The organism is Phnomibacter sp. (assembly GCF_036803085.1).
In the GTDB taxonomy this organism is placed as follows: domain Bacteria; phylum Bacteroidota; class Bacteroidia; order Chitinophagales; family Chitinophagaceae; genus Phnomibacter.
The window spans coordinates 84,764-105,320 of record NZ_DAIRUZ010000005.1; the positions used below are offsets into that span (position 1 = coordinate 84,764).

General features: G+C 46.4%; 23 protein-coding genes. 12 read left to right on the top strand and 11 right to left on the bottom strand.

Features of this window, described 5'->3' with window-relative positions; genetic code table 11:
• Window positions 1-8: 8 nt before the first annotated feature.
• From V7Q13_RS11350 to V7Q13_RS11385, 8 genes are all read right to left on the bottom strand, one after another.
• Window positions 9-527: an acyl-CoA thioesterase gene (locus tag V7Q13_RS11350; RefSeq protein ID WP_157478889.1), complete on the bottom strand. Its 519-nt coding sequence runs from the start codon at window positions 525-527 to the stop codon at window positions 9-11.
• 186 nt (window positions 528-713) lie between these two features.
• Window positions 714-1,277, bottom strand: coding sequence for a type II secretion system protein GspG (locus V7Q13_RS11355; protein ID WP_333800801.1), 564 nt, complete (start codon window positions 1,275-1,277; stop codon window positions 714-716).
• Window positions 1,278-1,362: 85 nt separating this feature from the next.
• Window positions 1,363-1,743: a hypothetical protein gene (locus V7Q13_RS11360; protein WP_333800802.1), complete on the bottom strand. Its 381-nt coding sequence runs from the start codon at window positions 1,741-1,743 to the stop codon at window positions 1,363-1,365.
• A 52-nt stretch (window positions 1,744-1,795) separates the two neighbouring features.
• Entirely contained in the window at window positions 1,796-2,902 is a 1,107-nt protein-coding gene (locus V7Q13_RS11365; protein WP_333800803.1) for a mandelate racemase/muconate lactonizing enzyme family protein, read from the bottom strand.
• Between the two features lie 49 nt (window positions 2,903-2,951).
• Entirely contained in the window at window positions 2,952-4,055 is a 1,104-nt protein-coding gene (locus V7Q13_RS11370) for an FAD-binding domain-containing protein (RefSeq protein WP_333800804.1), read from the bottom strand.
• Between the two features lie 241 nt (window positions 4,056-4,296).
• On the bottom strand, window positions 4,297-4,593 hold the full coding sequence (locus V7Q13_RS11375; RefSeq protein ID WP_333800805.1) for a TIGR03643 family protein: 297 nt from the start codon (window positions 4,591-4,593) through the stop codon (window positions 4,297-4,299).
• Window positions 4,568-5,062: a flavin reductase family protein gene (locus tag V7Q13_RS11380; protein WP_333800806.1), complete on the bottom strand. Its 495-nt coding sequence runs from the start codon at window positions 5,060-5,062 to the stop codon at window positions 4,568-4,570. Before V7Q13_RS11380 ends, V7Q13_RS11375 begins: the two co-directional genes overlap by 26 nt.
• The gene (locus V7Q13_RS11385; protein ID WP_333800807.1) at window positions 5,052-6,557 is read right to left on the bottom strand and encodes a cryptochrome/photolyase family protein; all 1,506 of its coding nucleotides are present in this window, start codon (window positions 6,555-6,557) and stop codon (window positions 5,052-5,054) included. Before V7Q13_RS11385 ends, V7Q13_RS11380 begins: the two co-directional genes overlap by 11 nt.
• Before the next feature lie 47 nt (window positions 6,558-6,604).
• Between V7Q13_RS11385 and V7Q13_RS11390 the strand changes: the two genes are divergently transcribed.
• Window positions 6,605-7,321 carry an SDR family oxidoreductase gene (locus V7Q13_RS11390; protein ID WP_333800808.1) on the top strand — a complete coding sequence of 239 codons (717 nt, stop codon included), beginning with the start codon at window positions 6,605-6,607 and terminating at the stop codon, window positions 7,319-7,321.
• A gap of 216 nt (window positions 7,322-7,537) precedes the next feature.
• Here V7Q13_RS11390 and V7Q13_RS11395 read toward each other — a convergent pair whose 3' ends face one another.
• A complete protein-coding gene (locus V7Q13_RS11395) occupies window positions 7,538-8,152 on the bottom strand; it encodes a nuclear transport factor 2 family protein (protein ID WP_333800809.1) in 615 nt (204 codons plus the stop codon).
• A 31-nt stretch (window positions 8,153-8,183) separates the two neighbouring features.
• On the opposite strand from V7Q13_RS11395, the gene V7Q13_RS11400 reads away from it, so the two are divergent.
• The gene (locus V7Q13_RS11400) at window positions 8,184-9,233 is read left to right on the top strand and encodes a glycoside hydrolase family 53 protein (protein WP_333800810.1); all 1,050 of its coding nucleotides are present in this window, start codon (window positions 8,184-8,186) and stop codon (window positions 9,231-9,233) included.
• Between the two features lie 174 nt (window positions 9,234-9,407).
• Window positions 9,408-12,809 (top strand): beta-galactosidase GalA, encoded by a 3,402-nt coding sequence (gene galA, locus V7Q13_RS11405; RefSeq protein WP_333800811.1) that lies wholly within the window; start codon window positions 9,408-9,410, stop codon window positions 12,807-12,809.
• A gap of 103 nt (window positions 12,810-12,912) precedes the next feature.
• On the opposite strand, the gene V7Q13_RS11410 is transcribed toward galA, so the two are convergent.
• Window positions 12,913-13,341 (bottom strand): VOC family protein, encoded by a 429-nt coding sequence (locus tag V7Q13_RS11410; RefSeq protein ID WP_333800812.1) that lies wholly within the window; start codon window positions 13,339-13,341, stop codon window positions 12,913-12,915.
• Between the two features lie 52 nt (window positions 13,342-13,393).
• Between V7Q13_RS11410 and V7Q13_RS11415 the strand changes: the two genes are divergently transcribed.
• From V7Q13_RS11415 to V7Q13_RS11435, 5 genes are all read left to right on the top strand, one after another.
• On the top strand, window positions 13,394-14,110 hold the full coding sequence (locus tag V7Q13_RS11415; RefSeq protein ID WP_333800813.1) for a hypothetical protein: 717 nt from the start codon (window positions 13,394-13,396) through the stop codon (window positions 14,108-14,110).
• Window positions 14,111-14,228: 118 nt separating this feature from the next.
• Window positions 14,229-15,467, top strand: a complete 1,239-nt coding sequence (locus V7Q13_RS11420) for a proline dehydrogenase family protein (RefSeq protein ID WP_333800814.1) — start codon at window positions 14,229-14,231, stop codon at window positions 15,465-15,467.
• Between the two features lie 87 nt (window positions 15,468-15,554).
• Window positions 15,555-15,704, top strand: a complete 150-nt coding sequence (locus V7Q13_RS11425; protein WP_333800815.1) for a hypothetical protein — start codon at window positions 15,555-15,557, stop codon at window positions 15,702-15,704.
• Between the two features lie 78 nt (window positions 15,705-15,782).
• Window positions 15,783-15,956: a hypothetical protein gene (locus tag V7Q13_RS11430; protein ID WP_333800816.1), complete on the top strand. Its 174-nt coding sequence runs from the start codon at window positions 15,783-15,785 to the stop codon at window positions 15,954-15,956.
• Window positions 15,957-15,991: 35 nt separating this feature from the next.
• Complete coding sequence (locus tag V7Q13_RS11435) at window positions 15,992-16,918, top strand: IS3 family transposase (RefSeq protein ID WP_333800977.1); 927 nt, start codon at window positions 15,992-15,994, stop codon at window positions 16,916-16,918.
• A gap of 136 nt (window positions 16,919-17,054) precedes the next feature.
• Here the strand turns inward: V7Q13_RS11435 and V7Q13_RS11440 are convergent, their stop codons facing one another.
• Window positions 17,055-17,663 carry a porin family protein gene (locus V7Q13_RS11440; protein ID WP_333800817.1) on the bottom strand — a complete coding sequence of 203 codons (609 nt, stop codon included), beginning with the start codon at window positions 17,661-17,663 and terminating at the stop codon, window positions 17,055-17,057.
• A 246-nt stretch (window positions 17,664-17,909) separates the two neighbouring features.
• Between V7Q13_RS11440 and V7Q13_RS11445 the strand changes: the two genes are divergently transcribed.
• From V7Q13_RS11445 to V7Q13_RS11460, 4 genes are all read left to right on the top strand, one after another.
• Window positions 17,910-18,731 carry a thymidylate synthase gene (locus V7Q13_RS11445; protein WP_333800818.1) on the top strand — a complete coding sequence of 274 codons (822 nt, stop codon included), beginning with the start codon at window positions 17,910-17,912 and terminating at the stop codon, window positions 18,729-18,731.
• A 135-nt stretch (window positions 18,732-18,866) separates the two neighbouring features.
• The gene (locus tag V7Q13_RS11450; RefSeq protein ID WP_442958258.1) at window positions 18,867-19,085 is read left to right on the top strand and encodes a four helix bundle protein; all 219 of its coding nucleotides are present in this window, start codon (window positions 18,867-18,869) and stop codon (window positions 19,083-19,085) included.
• 159 nt (window positions 19,086-19,244) lie between these two features.
• Window positions 19,245-19,745: a dihydrofolate reductase gene (locus V7Q13_RS11455; RefSeq protein WP_333800820.1), complete on the top strand. Its 501-nt coding sequence runs from the start codon at window positions 19,245-19,247 to the stop codon at window positions 19,743-19,745.
• Between the two features lie 9 nt (window positions 19,746-19,754).
• Window positions 19,755-20,552 carry an O-methyltransferase gene (locus V7Q13_RS11460; protein WP_333800821.1) on the top strand — a complete coding sequence of 266 codons (798 nt, stop codon included), beginning with the start codon at window positions 19,755-19,757 and terminating at the stop codon, window positions 20,550-20,552.
• Window positions 20,553-20,557 lie beyond the last annotated feature (5 nt).

Genomic DNA, 20,557 nt, shown 5'->3' on the forward strand with positions numbered 1-20,557 from the left:
TTTTTCATTTATCCTTTGCCGTTGAACAAGGCTTTGAGTTCGGTAGCATCATCGGGTTTCATTTTTCCACCGAGGATGAGGCGCAGCTGGCGGCGGCGCAGGGCACCATCGTACAGTTCTTTTTCCGCTTCCGTTTCGGGTATTACCTCCGGCACGGTGCGGGGACGGTCGTTGGGGTCGAGGGATACGAAGGTGAAGTACGCTTCGTTGCTCTCGTACTTAAACTGGTGCAGGGTGTCTTCGCCCCATACTTTCAGGTGTATTTCCATACTGGTATTAAAAGCCCGGGTTACCTTGGCTTCAATATGTACGTAGTGGCCCAGTTTGATAGGGTTTTTGAAAGAAATATTGTCGACCGAAGCGGTCACAACCGGTGTATTGCAATGCTTGCTGGCGCAGTAGGCGGCGGCAATGTCCATCCAGTACATCAGTCGGCCGCCCATGAGGTTGCCAAAAGTGTTGGTGTCGTTGGGCAACACCAGTTCGTTCATGTGGTTAATGCTGTCAGATACTTTTTTTGCGTTCATGCCGCGAAGGTAAGGGAGCCGGGGAGGATATCTGATGTACGATGTCTGATGGCTGATGTACGATGTCTGATATGTAAAGTACGATTCGGAGCTGCCGTTGTGGGTGTTATCTGCCGCAAGCTCAAAGAAGTAAGCAATACAGTAATGCGTATCAGTTGGTGATAACAACAACTGTGGAGACAAAGATTACTCCTGATTTAGCATGGGAGTAATAGAATCAACCGTGATTAGACCGACTGATCCGCTATCCTGCAATGTAAGACTAGGCTGTATGTCATCAGATGTGTTGGGTTTTCCATCATTGCCTACGGAAAACAGCAGGTATTTGTTACCCTTTTTTTCATAGTAAAAATGGGTTGATGTTTTTTGCTGATTCAATTGTATTGGGTCGGCGATGGACACATTGGCGTTGTCAATGAGTAATTGGGGTAAACTATCCGGGTATTGACCGTGTTGGGATTTATAAAACTCTAGTTCTTTCACCAAAGTATTGAGTTGCTGCTGCGATAGCTTACTGAAACCTTGTTTGAAAACAGTTGTATGTTTCATGGCATAAAACAAACTGCTGTAGATGACAATGCTCCATACAATACCCGCAATGCCAATGATGACGAGTTTTTTATTTCTGTATTTGAAGATGCCGTACAGCAGCAAACCTAATCCAACAAATGCACCAACTAATGGGATGATGCACAATAATCCCAACCAGTATGGAGGTGTAGCTGCTTTGTATGTGGAATGACGAGGCATGATTCAAGGTAATTGGATTTATGCTACAGAATTAGATAAATGACAACGTCACGTATACTTATTTACTAAGAAACAAACATTTGGTCTAGCCAGATTTTTTGAAAAGATAGGAACCGCCTAATGCAAAAAAGACAGTCAGTATTATGCCAGCTATAAGCTCTGTAATGGTATCTTCTTCGGGAAATAAAAACAAATCAGTATCAGGTTTGTGCAACATGTTTAATGACTGGCCTACTGCCAACCCATCAACCAATTTGCAAGAAGTTCTTAGAACAAATTCTTGTCTTTCGTAACTGATTCTGATGAATTTGTTTCTATAGCCAGAATTGCAATCAGGAAGTGCTTTTACTATTACCGTTACTGTTTCTCTTGTTTGTGATAGCTTGTATGCGGCCACTTTGTGAGGTAAAACCAAACTAACAAATATGATAAACATCAAGAAAGACAATAGCGCAAATACTTTCATGAGAAGTGGTTAAATCTAACATCAGATATCAGCCATCGTACATCCCACATCCTTACATCTCCACTCTAACCTTTTCGCATTGCTGCAAGAATGCCGGGTCTACGTCGGCTCCAATGCCGGGTGTTTGCGGAGTGCTGATGACCATGCCGTTGTATTGCACACCGCCCATCACGGGGTCTTCCAGGTGGCCCATCAGGCTGGTGTCCAAATCAAAAAATTGAATATTGGGGCAGGCGAGGGCCAGGTGGGCCTTGGCCGACACCGCCAGCCGGCTTTCGAGCATGCCGCCCAGCATATTGGGAATATTGCCTTGCTGGCATACGTCGTGTATGCGCAGTGCTTCTTGTATGCCGCCGGCCTTGCTCAGTTTGATGTTGATATAATCGCAGGCATTTTTGCGGATGAGGCGTTCTGCATCGTGATGGGAGAACACACTTTCATCGGCCATGATTTTAATCTTGCTGATGCGCCGTAGCGATGGCATTTTATCGTCGAGCAATTTGGGCATGGGCTGTTCGCAAAACTGCACGTTTAATTCTTCCATACCGGTGAGGGCAAAAACGGCCGCTTCAAAATCCCAGCCCTGGTTGGCATCAATCCGTAGTCCGATATGCGGGCCTACAGCCAGGCGAATGGCCTGCATGCGTTGAATATCTTCCGCAGGATTTTTACCGAGTTTTATTTTCAGCACATTGGCCTTCATGCGTTGCACGTAGTCTACCGCTTTGGCAGCCATGGCTTCGGCTGTGCCAATGCCAATGGTGAGGTCACTTTCTATTTCACGGTAACTGCCACCGAGGTATTGATACAGCGGCATGTTCGCTGCTTTGGCAGCAAGGTCGTACAGCGCCATGTCGAAAGCACTTTTGGCTGTATGGTTGCCGGCAATATAATAGTCGAGCTCCTGCATACGACCCGCAATATCACGGGCATCTTTTCCCATCCAGATGTTGGCAAAATCTTTGGCCAGCACAAAACAGGTGCTTTGCGTTTCGCCGGCTATTATGGGAAAGGCAGAGCATTCGCCCACACCTGTAAGGCCTTCGCTGGTGTGGATGTACAGCAGCATGTTTTGCGCAAAAGTCATGGTGCCGGTAGCAATGGTAAACGGCTCCATGCGAATGGAATAACGGTAAATATCGATGGCAGTAATACGCATACGTGAAATTGAGTCTGCAATATGCAGCATTCCTGCGGGCTGGCAAGGGTTACAAATGCCGCGATACCTTTTTCCAATAATTAAAAAAACTGGGGAAATAACCCTGTACCTGTGGTGCCAACCAGTCACGGGCATCTTTTTGACCGGGGTAGTGGGTAAATGCCGGATGCTCTTTGCTGTAAAATGAATGTGCTGTAGCTGACAGGTTGTGTATCTGGTACAAGTCGTGTAGCTCACCTGTAAACACTTGTATGCCCGGAATATTCTTCGACAAATCGAGGATGAATTGCAATACTTTTTCACTCACCGGGTACTGTGCAAAATGCGATGGTTCTAGTAGTAAAATTCTATTGGCCGGTTGCTGACTGCGCCTCTGCGGATCGAGGTTGTAGCTGTTGTACAAGAGTGTGGGGAGCGATGCATCAATCTGTACAGGTGCCATAGCCGGAAGAACGGTTTGCAGCATAATGTTGGCTGCTGTTTGCAATGTTGCAGGAACATGCATATCAGGCAGCAGGTCGTAACTGGTATCGAGGTAGCTATGGCGTTGCGAGCTGCCGGTATACTTGTTGATGTTTTCCTGATTGCATAAATATTTCTTGCTGCTGAAGCTGCCTGCTACCCATTGCCAGCTGCAATGGTTGCTGGCCAGGTCGCCATCGAGCAAATGGTAGTACAGCCATTCAGCTGGTTGGCTCCAGTGGCAGCGGCCAATATTGCAAATGATACTCGCTGTGTACATCCGCAAATGATTGTGCATGTAGCCGGTTTCTTGCAGTTGCTGCAGGCCTTCGTCAATTGCATCAATGCCAGTATTGGCATTGGCCAGTGCTGCGGGCAAATGATGAAACTGCACATCGGGTTGTGGTTGTTTCAAGTCAGTAAAAATGCCTTTTCCCTGGTGCTTCCATACCTGCTGAAAATAATCCCGCCATGCCAGTTCGCTTACCCATTTTTCCATTTGGTACAGGCTGTACCCCTTGGCCACAAAGGCTTCGTACACCTGACGGGTACTAATCACGCCGCGACTGATATACGGTGATAAATACGACACTGCCCCGTTGATATAGTTGCGGGTTTTGCCATAGCGAACAGGATCTACAGCATCAATGCGTTGGAGTATGCTGGTGTAGTCGGTTGGAAAATGTTGCATGTTTTGCTTGAGTTTTTTTGAACCACGAAGGCACGAAGTTCCGATAGCTATCGGGAGCACAAAGAGGTTTAATAGTTTGCAGTGTTCAATTTGCAGTTTGCAAGGTTTGCGTTTAAGTATTAAACCACGAAGGCACGAAGAAGGCACAAGGAGCACGAAGAGTTTTGTATTTAACCAATTAACAAATCAACCCCTTCGAATTCCATTTCCAAATTTTCAAATTGACACATTTCCAAATTGCTCATCGCTTGCTGATTTTATTCATACTAATGCTTCTTTGTCGGCTGCATTTGAAACGGTTGACGGCAGCGCTGCGGAGGCTGGCGTGTTTGGTGGATCGGCCCTGCATGCGTTTGCGCCACATGCGAAAACTGGAGGGCTTCATTTGCTGGCGCATAAGTTCAATTACAGCTGATTCATTGAGGCCAAACTGTAGCTCAATGGCTTCAAATGGAGTGCGGTCTTCCCAACCCATTTCAACAATGCGGTCGATGTCTGCAGCTGTGAGCTGACTATATGCGGATGATGCCTTTTTCATGCAGATAGTTTGTCGTTAATGTGTTTCCGTTATTAAGGTTTTTATAAGCCGTTACATCGCAGAGCATCATGCAATGATCACCGGCGTCTATCTGCTGCAGTACATGTAGTTCCATCACAGCCAGCGCCTCTTGCAAAATGGCATAGCCGTTCCATTCTGTCAATAGTTTTCGCTTTTGTAAGCGGCTAATCTTGTCGATGTTTTTGCCCGATTGCTTGCCGAGTTGATTCACCAGTCTGTACTGCGTTTCATTCAATAGTTGCAATACAAACCGCGGTGTATGCTCAATGTTCTCGATGGTTTGTGTACCATAGTAAATGGCCACAATCATGCGTTTGGGCTGCATGCTCACGGCACTCACATAAGTGCAAATGTGCATGTTGGGTTTGTGGCCCATACTGCTCACAGAATACACGGGCAGGTTTACCCGGTTCCATGGTTTTTTGCGGGATAGTTGGTTATCGGGCATCGAGACTTTGTAAAAATTGTTCAGCAGTTTGTAAGTGTTGTTGTTGCTTGTCGGCACTCATTTTATCAAAGGTTTTTACCAGCATGCCCAGCCTTGGGTTTTGGGTAAAAAAGCCGCGGTGTACATGCATGAAACGCCAGAAGAGTGCATCCCAGATGGGTTGCCATTCGCCTTTGTTCCAATCACCCATTTTTAGCAGGTAATTGCTGCCGCTGATGTAGGGCTTGGTGGTCATAAGGCCGCCATCGGCAAACTGCGTCATGCCATACACGCTGGGTACCATCACCCAATCGTAGGCATCCACATACATTTCCATAAACCAGCGGTACACCTCATTGGGGTCGAACTCGCAGAGCAAAAAGAAATTGCCCAATACCATCAACCGTTCTATGTGGTGGTTGTAACCGGTTTGTAATGTTTTTTTGATGACCACATCAATGGGGTGAATACCAGTGGTGCCTGTCCAAAAACGCTCCGGAATTTTCCGCGTAAATCCCCAATAGTTACGGGTTCGTTGTTGCCGGCCTTCCAACTCATACACCATGCGGATAAACTCCCGCCAGCCCACTATTTGCCGCACAAAACCTTCGAGGCTGTTGAGCGGAATGTCATGATTGCTGGCATACTGCAAGGTAGCATCCATCACCTGCTGTGGTTGCAGCAAACCAATGTTGAGCATGGGGGTGAGCACACTGTGGTGCAAAATATTTTCCCGCTGCACCATGGCATCTTCATACACGCCAAACTGCGCAAAGCGTTGTGCTAAAAATTGCTGCAGCCATGCTTCGGCTTCTGCAAAAGTGCAGGGATAATGCTGTGAGCTTAACTCACCATAGTGATGCGCAAAATGAGTATTGACATACTGTTTCGCTTCGCCATACCATTCATTGCTTGATGGCCACTTTACTATGGGTGCCACCGCTTGTTTCGGAAATTTTTCACGGTTGTCGGCATCAAAAGTCCACTGGCCACCCAATGGTTTTTGCTGTGCATCCAGCAGCAGGTTCAACCGCTTTCGTTGCCAGATGTAAAAGTCCGTTTGGAAGTAGATTTTTTTCTTGCTGAAAAAATCTTTTGCCAGCGGCAATTGGGTAATGAAGTTGGGATTGTTGTACCAAACCAATGTGAGTTGATGTTCGGCTGCAGCCTTTGTAATGCGGCGGCGCAACCAATCATCCGTTACATCACAGAGATGTATTTCGCTTACCTGTTGTGTGGCCAAATACGCCATGCATTTCCTGATATCACAGCGTTCATCAGTGACTTCAATATATTCTTTTATGGTATAGCCATGCTGGAGTAACCAGTGCTGATAAAACTGCATGCTGGCCCGGTGCAGCGCTATTTTTTGCTGGTGAAAAGCGTATTGCTTAAAAAACAAATACTCTTCAATCAGCACTACGGGTCTGCCTGCTTGCAGCGCCGGATGCTGCTGAAACAACTGATGGGGCAAAACCAATGAAATAGACTGCATGAAGATTTTTTTGCTGAGCATAACAACAAACTGTGTGGCCTATTGTTGTTAGTGGCAAATGTTTTTTCATGGAAAGTTTGAAAGGTAAAAATGTGTTGATTGTGGGTGCAACGGGTGGCATTGGTGCACAAACAGCCCGGCTGATGCAGGGGAGTGGTGCACAGCTTTTTTTGGCTGGCCGCAATGCTGCAAAACTTCATGCCGTAGGCCAGCAGTTGCAGGTGCCGGCACAGCGGTTGTTTGCCGTAGATGTCACCAGTGAAGAAAGCGTAGCTGCATTGGCAGCCGGCGTACAAGCACAAATACCTGCTGTGGATGTGTTGGTAATTCTGTCCGGTATTGGCATCATCAAACCTATGGAAAGCCTTTCGGCACAAGAGTTTCAGCTGACACTGCAAACGAATTTGTTTGGGCCCTTTTTGTTGCTCAAGCATTTTTTGCCAGCCATGAAAGAACAGAAAAAAGGACTCATCATAAATATACCCGGTGTGCTGGGCAAAGTGCCCATGGCGGGTGCTGCGGCATACAGCGCCAGTAAATATGGCCTTTCAGGAATGCTGCAAAGCATTCGGGAAGAACTGAAGCGGACGGAGATTCGCATCACCAATATTTTCATGGGTGGTGTCGATTCTGCGTTCTGGGATAACATCGACCTACGGGTGCAGCGTGACAAGATGATTCGGGAAGAAGAAGCGGCGAAGGCCATCTGGTTTTTGGCACAGCAGCCCGCCAGTGGCGTGGTGAGTGAAATGGTGTTGCAGCCGTTTAATCATCAGGCGATTTAATCACGAATTTTTTTTGAACCACGAAGACACGAAGGAGGCACAAGGTGCACAAAGAGATTTGAACCGCAGAGGTACAAGAGGAATGTACTGAGACTCTCGAAGTTTTTTAAAAACTTAAAGGGACTTTATCTTTTTGCATTCATCATTCCAAATTCATTATTACTCATTCTTCCTTGCCTTTCTTATTCCTTATTTTTTATTTCTTATTTCGATGATTTAGTGCAAGCTCACCACTCTTGCCAAAGTCCATTTGCCGTTGGTATTTTTCCAGATTTGTACAAACTTGGAAGCATGCTGAGGTGCATTGGGTTCCTGGTTGTTGAAGAATTTGTGCCAGCCCATTTCAATAGCACCATACCCCGGAATTTCGTACACTTCGATGGTGCCGGGAATGAGTATGCGGGTCACTTTGTTGCAAATGTTGTTTTGCAACGCTTGCAGCAAATCCTTTTTAGAAGTAGAGAGACCGCCACGGTCGTGGTAGAATTCAATGTCTTCGTCAAACATATCGGCCATGGTGGCCATGCCGCAGGTATTGTAGGCATGAAAAAAAGTACTGTCGAGGGCCACCACTGTTTTGTATAGTGCAATATTCTCAGGCTTATAGGTCGGCAGCACTGTTTGCTGCGCCTGCAGTGTTTGCATGCAAAAAAGCAGGCCAATAGAAAGCACTAAATATTTCATGTACCAATGTTTGCCGCCAAAGTAGGCAGCATTGCCGATGTGGCAGCTCCGTTCATCCATTTCTTTTTGACGCAAAACTGACTTACAATAGGATTTCAGCGGAAGGATGTTCGTTAATTTGGTGCTTTCGTATACTAACTTCTGCATACAACAAAATGCACAGCATTCAATAAACATTATGTACAAACTTTCTAATTGGCTCTTATGCTTGTTTGCCTTGGCAGCACTGGTTGCTTGTGGTAAAGATTCGCCTGCTACACCTACGCCACCTCCGCCACCAGTCATCGATACCAGTTTTGCCAAAGGTGCTGATGTAAGCTGGATAACAGAAATGGAAGCCGCCGGCGTAAAATTTTATTCGTCAAATGGTACCCAAACAGAAGGTATGGCGTTGATGAAATCGTTGGGCATAAATACCATACGATTACGGGTATGGGTAAACCCCGCCAGCCCCGGTTGGAACAATACTGCGGATGTAGTGGCTAAAGCCGTTCGGGCTAAAAATCTCGGCATGAAATTGTTAATCAACTTTCACTATAGCGATAGCTGGGCCGACCCCGGCAAGCAAACAAAACCTGCTGCATGGGCGGCGCTTAATTTTACCGATTTGAAGGCGGCACTGGCCACTCATACTACCGAAGTTCTCACAGCACTGAAGGCAGCAGGCGTTACTCCAGAGTGGGTGCAGGTAGGCAACGAAACCAACGATGGTATGCTGTGGCCAGATGGCCGGGCTTCTACCAACATGAATAATTATGCACAGCTGGTAACTGCCGGATATGATGCAGTAAAAGCGGTGTTTGCCAACGCCAAAGTAATGGTGCATGTTTCCAATGGTTGGGACAATGGATTGTTTCGCTGGAACATTGGTGGCCTCGTAGGTGCCGGTGCAAAATTCGATTTGATTGGCATGTCGTTGTACCCGCAGTTTGTAGCTGCAGGATGGGCAACTGCCAATCAGCAATGCCTCGCCAATATGAATGATATGGCCACACTCTACAATAAAGAAGTGATGGTGGTAGAAGTAGGCATGCCATGGGATGATGCCGCAAACTGTAAGGCTTTTATTGCAGACCTGATTGCAAAAACAAAATCAGTAACGGGTAAAAAAGGAAAAGGCGTGATGTATTGGGAACCCCAAAGCTATGGCAGCTGGAAAGGCTACACACTCGGCGCTTTTGACAACAGTGGCAAGCCAACAGTGGCGCTGGATGCTTTTAAAAATTAGCTACGAACGTAACTGAAGACAATAGCATTTTACATGGAATAATCACAAGCAAGCAAGAATACATTTCCTCCGTGTCTAAGGAGGAAATTTTTACATAACAGGACGGAGATACACTTAAGGTATTATACCTTCATTGCCAGATATTTTTACTGGCATTGTATAATTGGATTCATCATGACGAAACGTATTTGTTCCCCGGTGATAGTGATAATGTTGTTCTTATTTAACAACACATTTGCTCAGTACGAAAAAGTAAATTTGGATGACCGATGGAAATTTCATTTCGGCCATGCCGGCAATCCTGAAAAAGATTTCAACTATGGCATCGCCAATGTGTTTGCAAAGTCTGGAGCCGCAGCCAAAACGGCCATTGATCCTAAATTTAATGATAGCAGTTGGCGAACCCTCAACCTTCCGCATGATTGGGCGGTAGAGTTACCATTTATAAAGTCTTCCAATTTCGATATCATCCAACATGGATTTAAGCCTGTGGGTGGTTTATTTCCTGAAACCAGCATTGGTTGGTACCGCAAGCAGTTTACCGTTAATAAAGCCGACTCAGCAAAAAGACTGGTGCTGGAGTTTGATGGCATTTTCAGAGATGCCAATATCTGGGTGAATGGTTTTTTTGTGGGCAACAACAAAAGTGGTTATGTAGGTGTGTCGTACGACATTACCGATTATGTACAGTTCGACAAACCCAACACAATTGTGGTGCGGGTAGATGCTACGCAATACGAAGGTTGGTTTTATGAAGGAGCGGGTATTTACCGCCATGTATGGCTCCACAAAATGTCGCCCATACATGTGGCGCAGGATGGCATTTATGCGTGGTCAACATTCGCCAATAATAAAGCTACGGTGCATGTGCAGGGCACGTTGCAGCAACATTCGGCCAGCAGCAATGCCGTAACCGTTACTAGCATCATTAAAGAAAGAGATGGCCGCATTGTAGCGAAAAGCAAACCGCAATTGATAACCATACCGGCTTCAGGTGAAATAAGTGTTACCCAAAGTATTGCCTTGCCAACAGTACGCCGCTGGTCGTTGGATGATCCTTATTTATACCGCATTCAATACATCGTTGAGCACAACGGTCAATTGATTGATGACAGAACCATTCGCTTTGGTGTACGGCAAATTGAAGTGAAACCAAACGGTGTGTTTTTAAATGGTCAGCATGTAAAACTGTTGGGCACCAACAACCACCAGGACCATGCTGGCGTGGGCAGTGCCTTGCCCGATTATTTACAGTATTACCGCATTGGCCTGCTGAAGCAAATGGGCTCTAATGCCTACCGTGCCAGCCACCATGTACCCACGCCCGAATTGCTCGATGCCTGCGATAGCCTCGGCATGCTGGTGATGAGTGAGCAACGACTACTCAACAGCAGTCCTGAATATGTAGACCAGCTTACCCGTTTGGTAAAACGGGATCGCAGCAGGGCATCGGTTTTCATGTGGTCGATTGGCAATGAAGAAGGATGGATTCAAACCAATAGTTTTGGTAAACGCATTGCACAAACGTTGTTGGAAAAAATGAAAATACTCGACCCGACACGTACCTGTACTTATGCAGCCGATTTGCCCAATACTTTTAAAGGCGTAAATGAAGTGATACCGGTGCGGGGATTCAACTACCGGCAGTTTGCGGTGGCCGATTATCATCGCGACCATCCCCATCAGCCCATTATTGGTACGGAAATGGGAAGCACCGTTACCACTCGTGGTGAATATGTAAAAGATAGCATTCGTGGCTATGTGCCCGATCAGGATATTACTGCACCGTGGTGGGCCAGCCGTGCTGAAGAATGGTGGAAACTCGCTGCCAGCAACGATTTCTGGCTGGGTGGTTTCATTTGGACGGGCTTCGATTATCGTGGTGAACCCACGCCATACGAATGGCCCAATATCAATTCGCATTTCGGGGTGATGGATGTGTGCGGCTTCCCGAAAAACATTTACTACTACTACCAAAGCTGGTGGACTGATAAAGATGTACTGCATATTTCGCCACACTGGAATCACCACAATGAATGGGGCAAGCCCAAAAAACTGGTGGATGTGTGGGTGAACTCAAATGCAGATAGTGTGGAGCTGTTTTTAAACGATAAAAGCCTTGGAAGAAAAGTGATGGAGCGAAACTCACATTTGCAATGGCAAGTGCCTTTTGAACTCGGCACCCTCAAAGCCATTGGCTATAAAAAAGGACGCATCCTGACGGCAAAACAAGAAACCACTGGCAGCCCTGTTGATGTAGTAGTAACGCCATACAAAACAACGATGTTGGCTGATGGTAAAGATGTGGCAGTCATCAATATTTCTTTGCAAGATGCGCAGGGCCGCGATATTCCAACAGCTGATAATTTGATTCGGTTCAGCATTACGGGGCCGGGCAAAATCATTGGCGTAGGCAATGGCGACCCCAGCAGTCATGAGCCCGACAAATGCGCCGATGGCCTGTGGCAGCGCCGGTTGTTCAATGGTAAATGCCAGGTATTAGTGCAGTCCACCGGCGAAGCCGGCATGATAAAATTTGAAGCTACCGCTGCAGGTATTTATGCCGGCGGTACCGACATCGTAACCGTTGCTCCGGCATCTGTCGCAGTGGTCACCAATGCAGCAAAATATCCGCTCACTGCCGAAATGAAAAAGCCCGTGCCGGTTGGTAAAATGTTGGGTGCCGATATTTCTTTTTTGCCAGAGTTGGAAGCCAAGGGTATACGTTTTAGCGACAAAGGCGTGGAGAAAGATGCCATTGAAATTTTGAAAGACCACGGGATAAACTATGTACGGCTACGGGTTTTTAATGAGCCTGCTAATGAAGGCGGTTATTCTCCCCAACAAGGCTTTTGCGATTTGAAAAATACATTGGCGATGGCCAAGCGGGTGAAGGCTGCCGGCTTGAAACTTCTGCTCGATTTTCACTACAGCGACTACTGGGCCGACCCCGGCAAACAATACAAACCTGCGGCATGGAAAGGACAGGATTTTGCAACGCTGCAAACATCTTTGTACAACTACACCAAAACTGTGATGGAAGCATTGAAAGCCCAAAATACATTACCCGATATGGTGCAGGTGGGCAACGAAATCAATCATGGCATTGTGTGGCCCGATGGCAATATTCAACACCCCGATAGCCTGGCGCAATTGCTGATGGCTGGCACAGCGGCGGTAAAAACAGTAGCACCTATTACCATCATGATGATGCACGTGGCACTTGGTGGCCAATACGATGAAGCTGCGTTTTTTGTGCAGGAAATGCAACGCCGTGGAGTACACTTTGATGTATTGGGTTTATCGTACTACCCACGCTGGCATGGTACGTTGGGCGATTTGGAAAACAGTCTGGCATTACTGTCGAAGCAATTCCAGAAAGATGTGATTGTAGTGGAATATTCGCACCGCAAAACGGAAGTGAACAAGCTGGCTTTTTCAGTGCCGGGTGGAAGGGGCAAGGGTACCTGCATTTGGGAACCGCTCAGCACCTGGGAAAAGTTTTTCGACGACAAAGGCCAAAGCAATCAACTGTTGGAATTGTATGATGTAATGGCGAAGGAGTATTTGCAGTAAATGCAAACGGGACGCGGATTATCGTAGATGATTTACGGATTACCGCTGACCTTGTGCAGGCCTCCTGGCCTGTGCTTATCGTAAATTATTTTTTTGAAAAGCATCATTCTACAGGCTCAATCAAATCCCAGAGGTTGCCGTAGCAATCGGCAAACACACAAACCCGTCCGTATGCTTCGCTGGTGGGTGGTCGTACAATGGTGATTTGCTGCTCCAACAGCCTGTTATAGAAAGCATCAAAGTTGCTGGTGTGCAAGAAAAGAAACACCCTGCCACCGGTTTGATTGCCCACCCGGCTGGCCTGTTCTTCGTTGGCCGCTTTTGCCAGCAGCAATCTGCAACCGTTACCATCGTTGGGCGATACCACTACCCATCTTTTACTGGTACTCATCACGGTGTCTTCTATCAGGGTAAAGCCCAACTTGCCACAATAAAAAGCAATGGCTTCGTCGTAATCATGTACAACAATGGCAATTTGAGCAAGGGAGAGTTGCATCGTAAATAATTTGAGTTGCAATAAACTGCCTTCCATTTAATTCCATTGAAAAACTGAATATTTGTTTTCCTCAAATCTGTTTCATATCATGAATCGGCCCATGCTCTCTTTACTCTTTTTGCTGGCATTTAGCTGCACCAGTTGTGTAGAAATGGAAGAATGGCTGCAGCTGCGCAAAGACGGCAGCGGTCGGTTCACCATCAGTATCGACATGAGTGGTGTGTACAAAGACCCCACAGCCAAAGCGCTGCTGGAACAGGGTGGTGGAGAAGATAATCCATTGACAGCATTGGGTAAAGTAGATACTGTGATGAACATGAAAGCAGAAGCTATCAAAGCTGGTTTGGGAAACCTTGAATTTTGGGAAAGAGTTACTTCCGGAGTAAAAGCCAGTGAAGCAGACTCGGCATTTATCCTCAATTTTTCACTACAGTTCAATCAACTGGATGAGATTGCCTATATGATGCAGTATTTACCCAAAGTGGGTAATATGGCCGGGCAAGAAGGAACGCCGGGTTTGGGCTCCTTTTTTCCGCAGGTGATGCATTATGCGCTGCAAAATGGAGAACTGCTGCGACGTACGGAAATGATGGCTGAAGATAAGGCCGCAGATCCATCCATGTCAGCCATGTTTGCAATGATGCCCAACGCCAATTATGTATTGAAAGTTGATGCGCCAGCGAACATCAAAGAATCGAATATCAGCAATGCCAGCACCAACGGCAAGCAGTTGAAAGCAAGCATACCGCTGGGCGATGCTATGAGCGGACAGTTGGAAAAACTCGATGGCCGCATTGTGTTTTAGGTCCTTTCTCGCTTTTTGTAGAAGCAAGTGCCTGCGTTTTCCCACACCTGTGCTTCGTCAGGTTTCGGTTCTGCTGTTTCCGCTTATTTTGCAGCCTCAACTTGCAGCCTGATATTTTATGGATACAACCGTACAAAAGGTGACCCTCAATTTTGAGAACACCGAAAACGCCTTCAAATACAAGTCGGACAAAGACCTGAAACAAGCCCAGTTTTTGTTTAGCAGCATGGGCTATCAGTGGTTGGTAGAGCTGGGTACCCGCATTACACCCTGGGCTATCAAAAGTGGTTTGCCTATAAAAGGCATCATCCGAAAAACCATTTTCAAACAATTTGTAGGTGGCGAAACACTCGAAGAAACCAAACCTGTGGTGGATTTGCTGGGGCAGCACCATGTACAGGTAATATTGGATTATGGCGCCGAAGGCGGACAGGAAGAAAGCAGCTTCGACCATACCATGCAGCAGTTCATCAATGTAATTGACTATGCTGGTACGCAGCCCAATATTCCGTTCATGAGTGTAAAAGTGACGGGTATTGCCCGCTTTGCGTTGCTCGAAAAACTGGATGACCTCATGCATCGTTCTACCAGTACCTTGGTTAAGCGATATGAAGCAGCACTCAGCCAGCTTACCCCGCAGGAAAGGGAAGAGTGGAACCGGGTAGTGGCTCGTACCGAAAGCATTTGCCAACATGCGATGGCGCAAAACATGGGCGTACTCATAGATGCAGAAGAAACCTGGATACAAGATCCCGTGGATGCACTGGTGATGCTGATGATGGACAAATACAACAAAGACGTTTGCCTGGTGTACAATACGCTGCAGCTGTACCGCCACGACCGGTTGGCTTTTTTGCGCAGCATGATGGAAGCCGGCAAAGAGCGGGGCTTTGTGGTAGGTGCCAAGCTGGTGCGTGGCGCCTACATGGAAAAAGAACGCAAACGTGCCGAAGACATGGGCTATCCTTCGCCCATTCAGCCCGATAAAGAAAGTACCGACCGCGACTACGATGAAGCGGTGCAACTCTGCATCGATCATCTCGATCAATGTTCGTTGATATTGGCTTCACACAACGAACAGAGCAATAAACTGGCGGTGGATTTATTGCAAAAAAAAGGGTTACCCATCAACCATGAGCGGGTACATTTCAGCCAATTGTTTGGCATGAGTGACAACATCACTTTCAACCTCGCCAAGGCCGGTTGCAATGTGAGCAAATACCTGCCGTTTGGTCCTATTGAAGAAGTGATTCCATACCTCATGCGCCGAGCTCAGGAAAACAGCAGCGTAGGTGGTCAAACCGGCCGTGAGCTCATGTTTATCAAAAAAGAAATCATTCGCCGTGGAGTGAAATGAGCATTTGCGCCTTTTTTGGTCGCCCGACCAACAAAGCAAAGTTGAATGCTGTCTTGTCCTAAAATGGGTTTACACAAAAAGTAAACGATGGACATAAGAAGTCAGGTTATTGAGCGGCGGATGTACAGTTTAGAACTGCGTCATAAGATATGCCGTGAACACATGGAAGACGGCATCAGGATGGCAGAGCTGGTACGTAAGTATGAGTTGAGCAGCCACAGTCTTATTCACGATTGACTGAAATCACTAGGCTATATACCGGATAGGTACAGAAGGACCAAAGTGACCTACCTTCATGTTGAAAAAAGTCTGGATTTGAAGACAAAGAATAAGAAGATCGATTCCTTAACTGCCGATCAGCAACAAATCGAGCTTTTGAAGAAGGAGCTTGAAGACGCCCGGCTGCAGGCAGAAGGTTACAGGCGGATGATTGAGATAGCCGAACAGGAGCTCAAAATATCTATCCGAAAAAAGCCCAATACCAAATAATCCGAGAAATCAAAGACAGATACCCGGCCAAGAGCCTGAGCCGTATCTGTAGTTTATTTGGTGTTACACGTCAGGCATTTTATCAGCATTCATGGCAGGTTGAAGATGTGGAGACCACACATTTACTTGTTGTAAAAGAGGTAAAGCGATTGCGTCAAAGCCACCCGCAAATGGGAACAAGAAAGCTGTATGCGTTAATGGAAGTCTTTTTGCTGGAGCATAGCATTAAAATGGGCAGAGATGCGCTGTTTGATTTACTGGCAGCTAATCAGCTGCTGGTAAGAAAGAGAAAACGAAAGATTCAGACTACCTATTCTTCCCATTGGATGCGCAAATACCCCAATCTGATAAAAGATTTTGTTCCAACGGGTATTAACCAGCTATGGGTGAGTGATATTACATACTGGAAAATTGACAGCGGAGATCACTTATACATCAGCCTGGTGACAGATGCCTGGTCTAGAAAAATAGTTGGCTATAATGTGGCAGCAACATTGGAAGCTGTCGAAAGTATAGAGGCGCTGCAAATGGCCTTGTCAGCCTTTAAAGGGGCTGACCGGCCAAAGCAGCTTGTTCACCACAGTGACAGAGGTATCCAATACTGTAGTGGCAGCTACGTAAAGCTATTGCAGGATTACAGCATCAGCATCAGTATGACTGAATCAGGAGATCCACTTGAAAATGCGATAGCAGAAAGAGTAAACGGAATTCTCAAAGAAGAATACCTGAATCATTATACAACTCAGGACATAACAACAGCGAAACAACAACTCAAAAAGGCAATTACAAATTACAATCAACACAGGCCACACTTGAGCATAAGCAATCACACACCCGATAAAGTGCATAGCCAAAGTAACATGATGACCAGAAGGCTATGGAAAAACTATTATCGAAAACTAGATAGCTTTACCAAAAATTATCCTGTCAACCTAAATCAGGATTTATCACAAAACCTGTAAACTTTTTTTAGGACGAGTCATGCTGCATATCATGTAATTACTTCTTTCCCTGTTGGTCAGGCGAACAATAGGGGCAAAAAATCCCGCCAACAAATGCTGGCGGGATTTTTTATGCTGTAGCAACAATGCGTGAGCGTTATTTTTTGAGTTTACCACCACCAAACAACCGCATGTAGAGGCTTATTTGGAGTACACCGTTTTTATAATCGGCGTTTTGAATGGCGGTAGAATTGGCATCACCAATTTTAGAAACACCTACGTTGTATCGGGCTCCGAGTCCGAAGCCTTGTTTTTTACCCACAAAACCCAAACCGCCGGCTACGCTGAAATCGCCTGATTTCAGGTCTTCACGGCTGCTGTTGATGGTTACATCTCCAGTACGGAAACCCACCTGCGGACCTGCCTCAACATAAAAGCCGCTGTTGGTAATCAACTTCACCATCACAGGTACGTTGAAATAATTCAGCTTCAGGTTTTCAGAAGAGGTTGAGTTTTCCAGCTTGGCACCTTGTGTAGAATACATCAGTTCTGGTTGGATGGCAAAGTTGCGGCCAAGGTTGAATGCGGCATAGCCACCAATGTGAAAACCAACCGTTGCATTGGTTTCAAAGTTGTTGACAGTAAGGCCGTTAAGGTTGCTCACGTTGGCGCCGCCTTTGAGGCCCAGCGATACTTGTGCTTGTGTTTGTGTGGCAGCAAGGCTCATGATAGCTACCGCACCTGCGGCGATTAAGGTTTTTTTCATAGAGGGTGAATTTGATGATGTGGTTTAATTTACTACAAGCCAAATACAAACCTACAGCTGCTCGTACGGCCTGCTTGTTAGGATATACAATTCAAGTTTTATGCCATGCGGCGTTGCGAATTTGCTAAATGCCGTTGATTGTCAAAGCATTAACAATCATTTCGGAGAAGCGTTGCATTCTCCACATTCATTTCACTACTCAGCAAAGCATGGCGGCTGCCTGCCCGAAAGCAATAACTTGCGCCCATGCAACAATACCACGATTTACTCCGACATATCATTGCTACCGGCACCGATAAGCAAGACCGGACCGGCACGGGCACCCGCAGTGTGTTTGGCTATCAAATGCGCTTCAACCTGGCCGATGGCTTTCCGTTGGTGACCACCAAAAAAGTACACCTCAAGTCCATCATTCATGAACTGCTGTGGTTTATTAAAGGCGAAACCAATACCCAATACCTGAAAGAAAACGGCGTAAGCATTTGGGACGAGTGGGCTGATGCCGAAGGCAACCTCGGGCCGGTATATGGCAAGCAATGGCGCAGCTGGGAAGGTGCCGACGGTCCAACCGTGGATCAGTTGAGCTGGGTGGTGGAAGAGATCAAACGTAACCCCGATAGCCGCCGCCTCATTGTGAGTGCATGGAATGTGGCCGACCTGCCCAAGATGGCATTGATGCCTTGCCACAATATGTTTCAGTTTTATGTAGCACCCCCCAACCCCCTAAAGGGGGAAGAGAAAGGCAAGTTGAGCTGTCAGTTGTATCAGCGTAGTGCTGATGTGTTTTTGGGTGTGCCTTTCAACATTGCTTCTTATGCATTGCTCACTATGATGATGGCGCAGGTTTGCCACCTGGAACCCGGCGACTTTGTACATACGTTTGGCGACGTGCACTTGTACAGCAATCACTTTGAACAAGCCGAATTGCAGTTGACCCGAACGCCATTTGCATTGCCGCAAATGCGCATCAATCCGGAGGTAAAAAGCATTTTCGATTTTACCTATGCCGATTTTGAGTTGCAAAACTATCAATGCCATCCGGGCATTAAAGCGCCAGTGGCAGTGTAGATAACCTGAAATAAGAAATAATAAATAAGGAATCAATAATAAGAAAGTATGGAGCAAACAAACACCAAAAAGCCATTTGATTTGGAAGATCGGTTGGTTGAGTTTGCGTGTTGTTGTTTGCGTATTTGTGATTTGATGCCCAACACAAAAGCAGGGCACAACATAGAACATCAATTGTCGAAAAGCGGTACAGCACCGGCTTTGAATTATGGTGAGGCGCAAGCAGCTGAATCTCCCGATGATTTCATTGACAAGTTGAAATTGGTATTAAAAGAGTTGAGAGAAACCAGAATGAATTTGAAAATCATCCAATTGAAGCCTGTAGTTGCCATCCTTCGGTGCAGGAAACGTTGATGTAATGCAATCAACTCATCGCTATTTTTCTGAAAAGTATAGAAACAGCAAAAAAATAATAAGGAGCACAACAAAAGACAAAAGCCATCATAATCCATTTTCATCACTTGTACGCTGCCATATTTCCTGATTTATTATTCTTTATTCCTTATTTGTAAAATGACAATCTCAATCATAGTAGCCGCCGCCGAAAACAACGCCATCGGAAAAGAGGGTAACCTCTTGTGGCACCTGCCCAACGACATGAAGTTTTTTAAAAATACCACCTGGGCCATGCCGGTGATTATGGGGCGTAAAACATGGGAATCGTTGGGCAAACCTTTGCAGGGACGGGCCAATATTGTTATCAGCCGCCAGCCCGATTGGAAGGCCGAAGGTGCAGAAGTATGCGCCAACTTGTTTGATGCCATTGAAAAAGCCCGGCAGCTGCACACGAAGGAAATCTTTGTGATTGGTGGCGGACAGATTTACAAAGAATCGCTAACGATAGCAGAGCGGATTTACATTACCCGTGTACATGCCCGTTATGATGATGCCGATGTGTTTTTTGATGGCGTAAAATGGGACGAATGGCTGCTGGTAAAAGCACAAGACTTTGCGCCGGATGAAAAAAACAAACTGCCGCATACCATCGAAATTTGGGAACGCAAACAAGGCTAAGCCACAAGGATGTACAACGCTTTTCAGTTAGGAAAAAAATACCTGCAGTACTACTGGCATGCCCACAATGGTCAGGGCCACGGTGTGCATTCACCTTTTGTGTTTGAGTTCATCATCAAAGTATTGAACGACAAAAAGGTGTACGATTGCTATGCACCCATTGAGCAATGGCGCCGCCAGTTGCTGGCCAACGAGCAGGTATTGACGATACAAGATTTTGGTGCCGGTAGCCGAACCGGTGCTACCAAACAGCGAAGTGTGCAATCCATTGCTGCCGCTGCTTTGAAGCCAAAGAAATATGCGCAACTGCTGCACCGCATGGCTCGTTTTTACGCCTGCAACAACATTGTAGAACTGGGTACCTCACTGGGCGTTACCAGTGCCTACCTCGCATCGTCGCCGCATACCAAGCAACTGCATACTTTGGAAGGTGCTCCGGCCATTGCAGAGCTGGCAGCACAAGGTTTTCAGCAATCGCAGCTGCACAATATCCATCAGGTAGTGGGCAATTTTGATGATACTTTTCCCGCATTGCTGCAGCAATCAGCGCCCATCGATTTGCTGTACATTGATGGCAATCATCGCTACGAGCCAACCATTCGTTATTTCGAACAGGCTTATCCGTTGTTGCATGAATATAGCATCGTGGTATTCGACGATGTGCACTGGAGTGCCGAAATGGAACAAGCGTGGCAGCAGGTAATAGCCGATGAACGGGTAACCATGACCATCGATTTATTTTTTATTGGGATCGCCTTGTTTCGCAAAGACTTTAAAGTAAAACAGCATTTCCCGGTTCGATTTTAATTAAA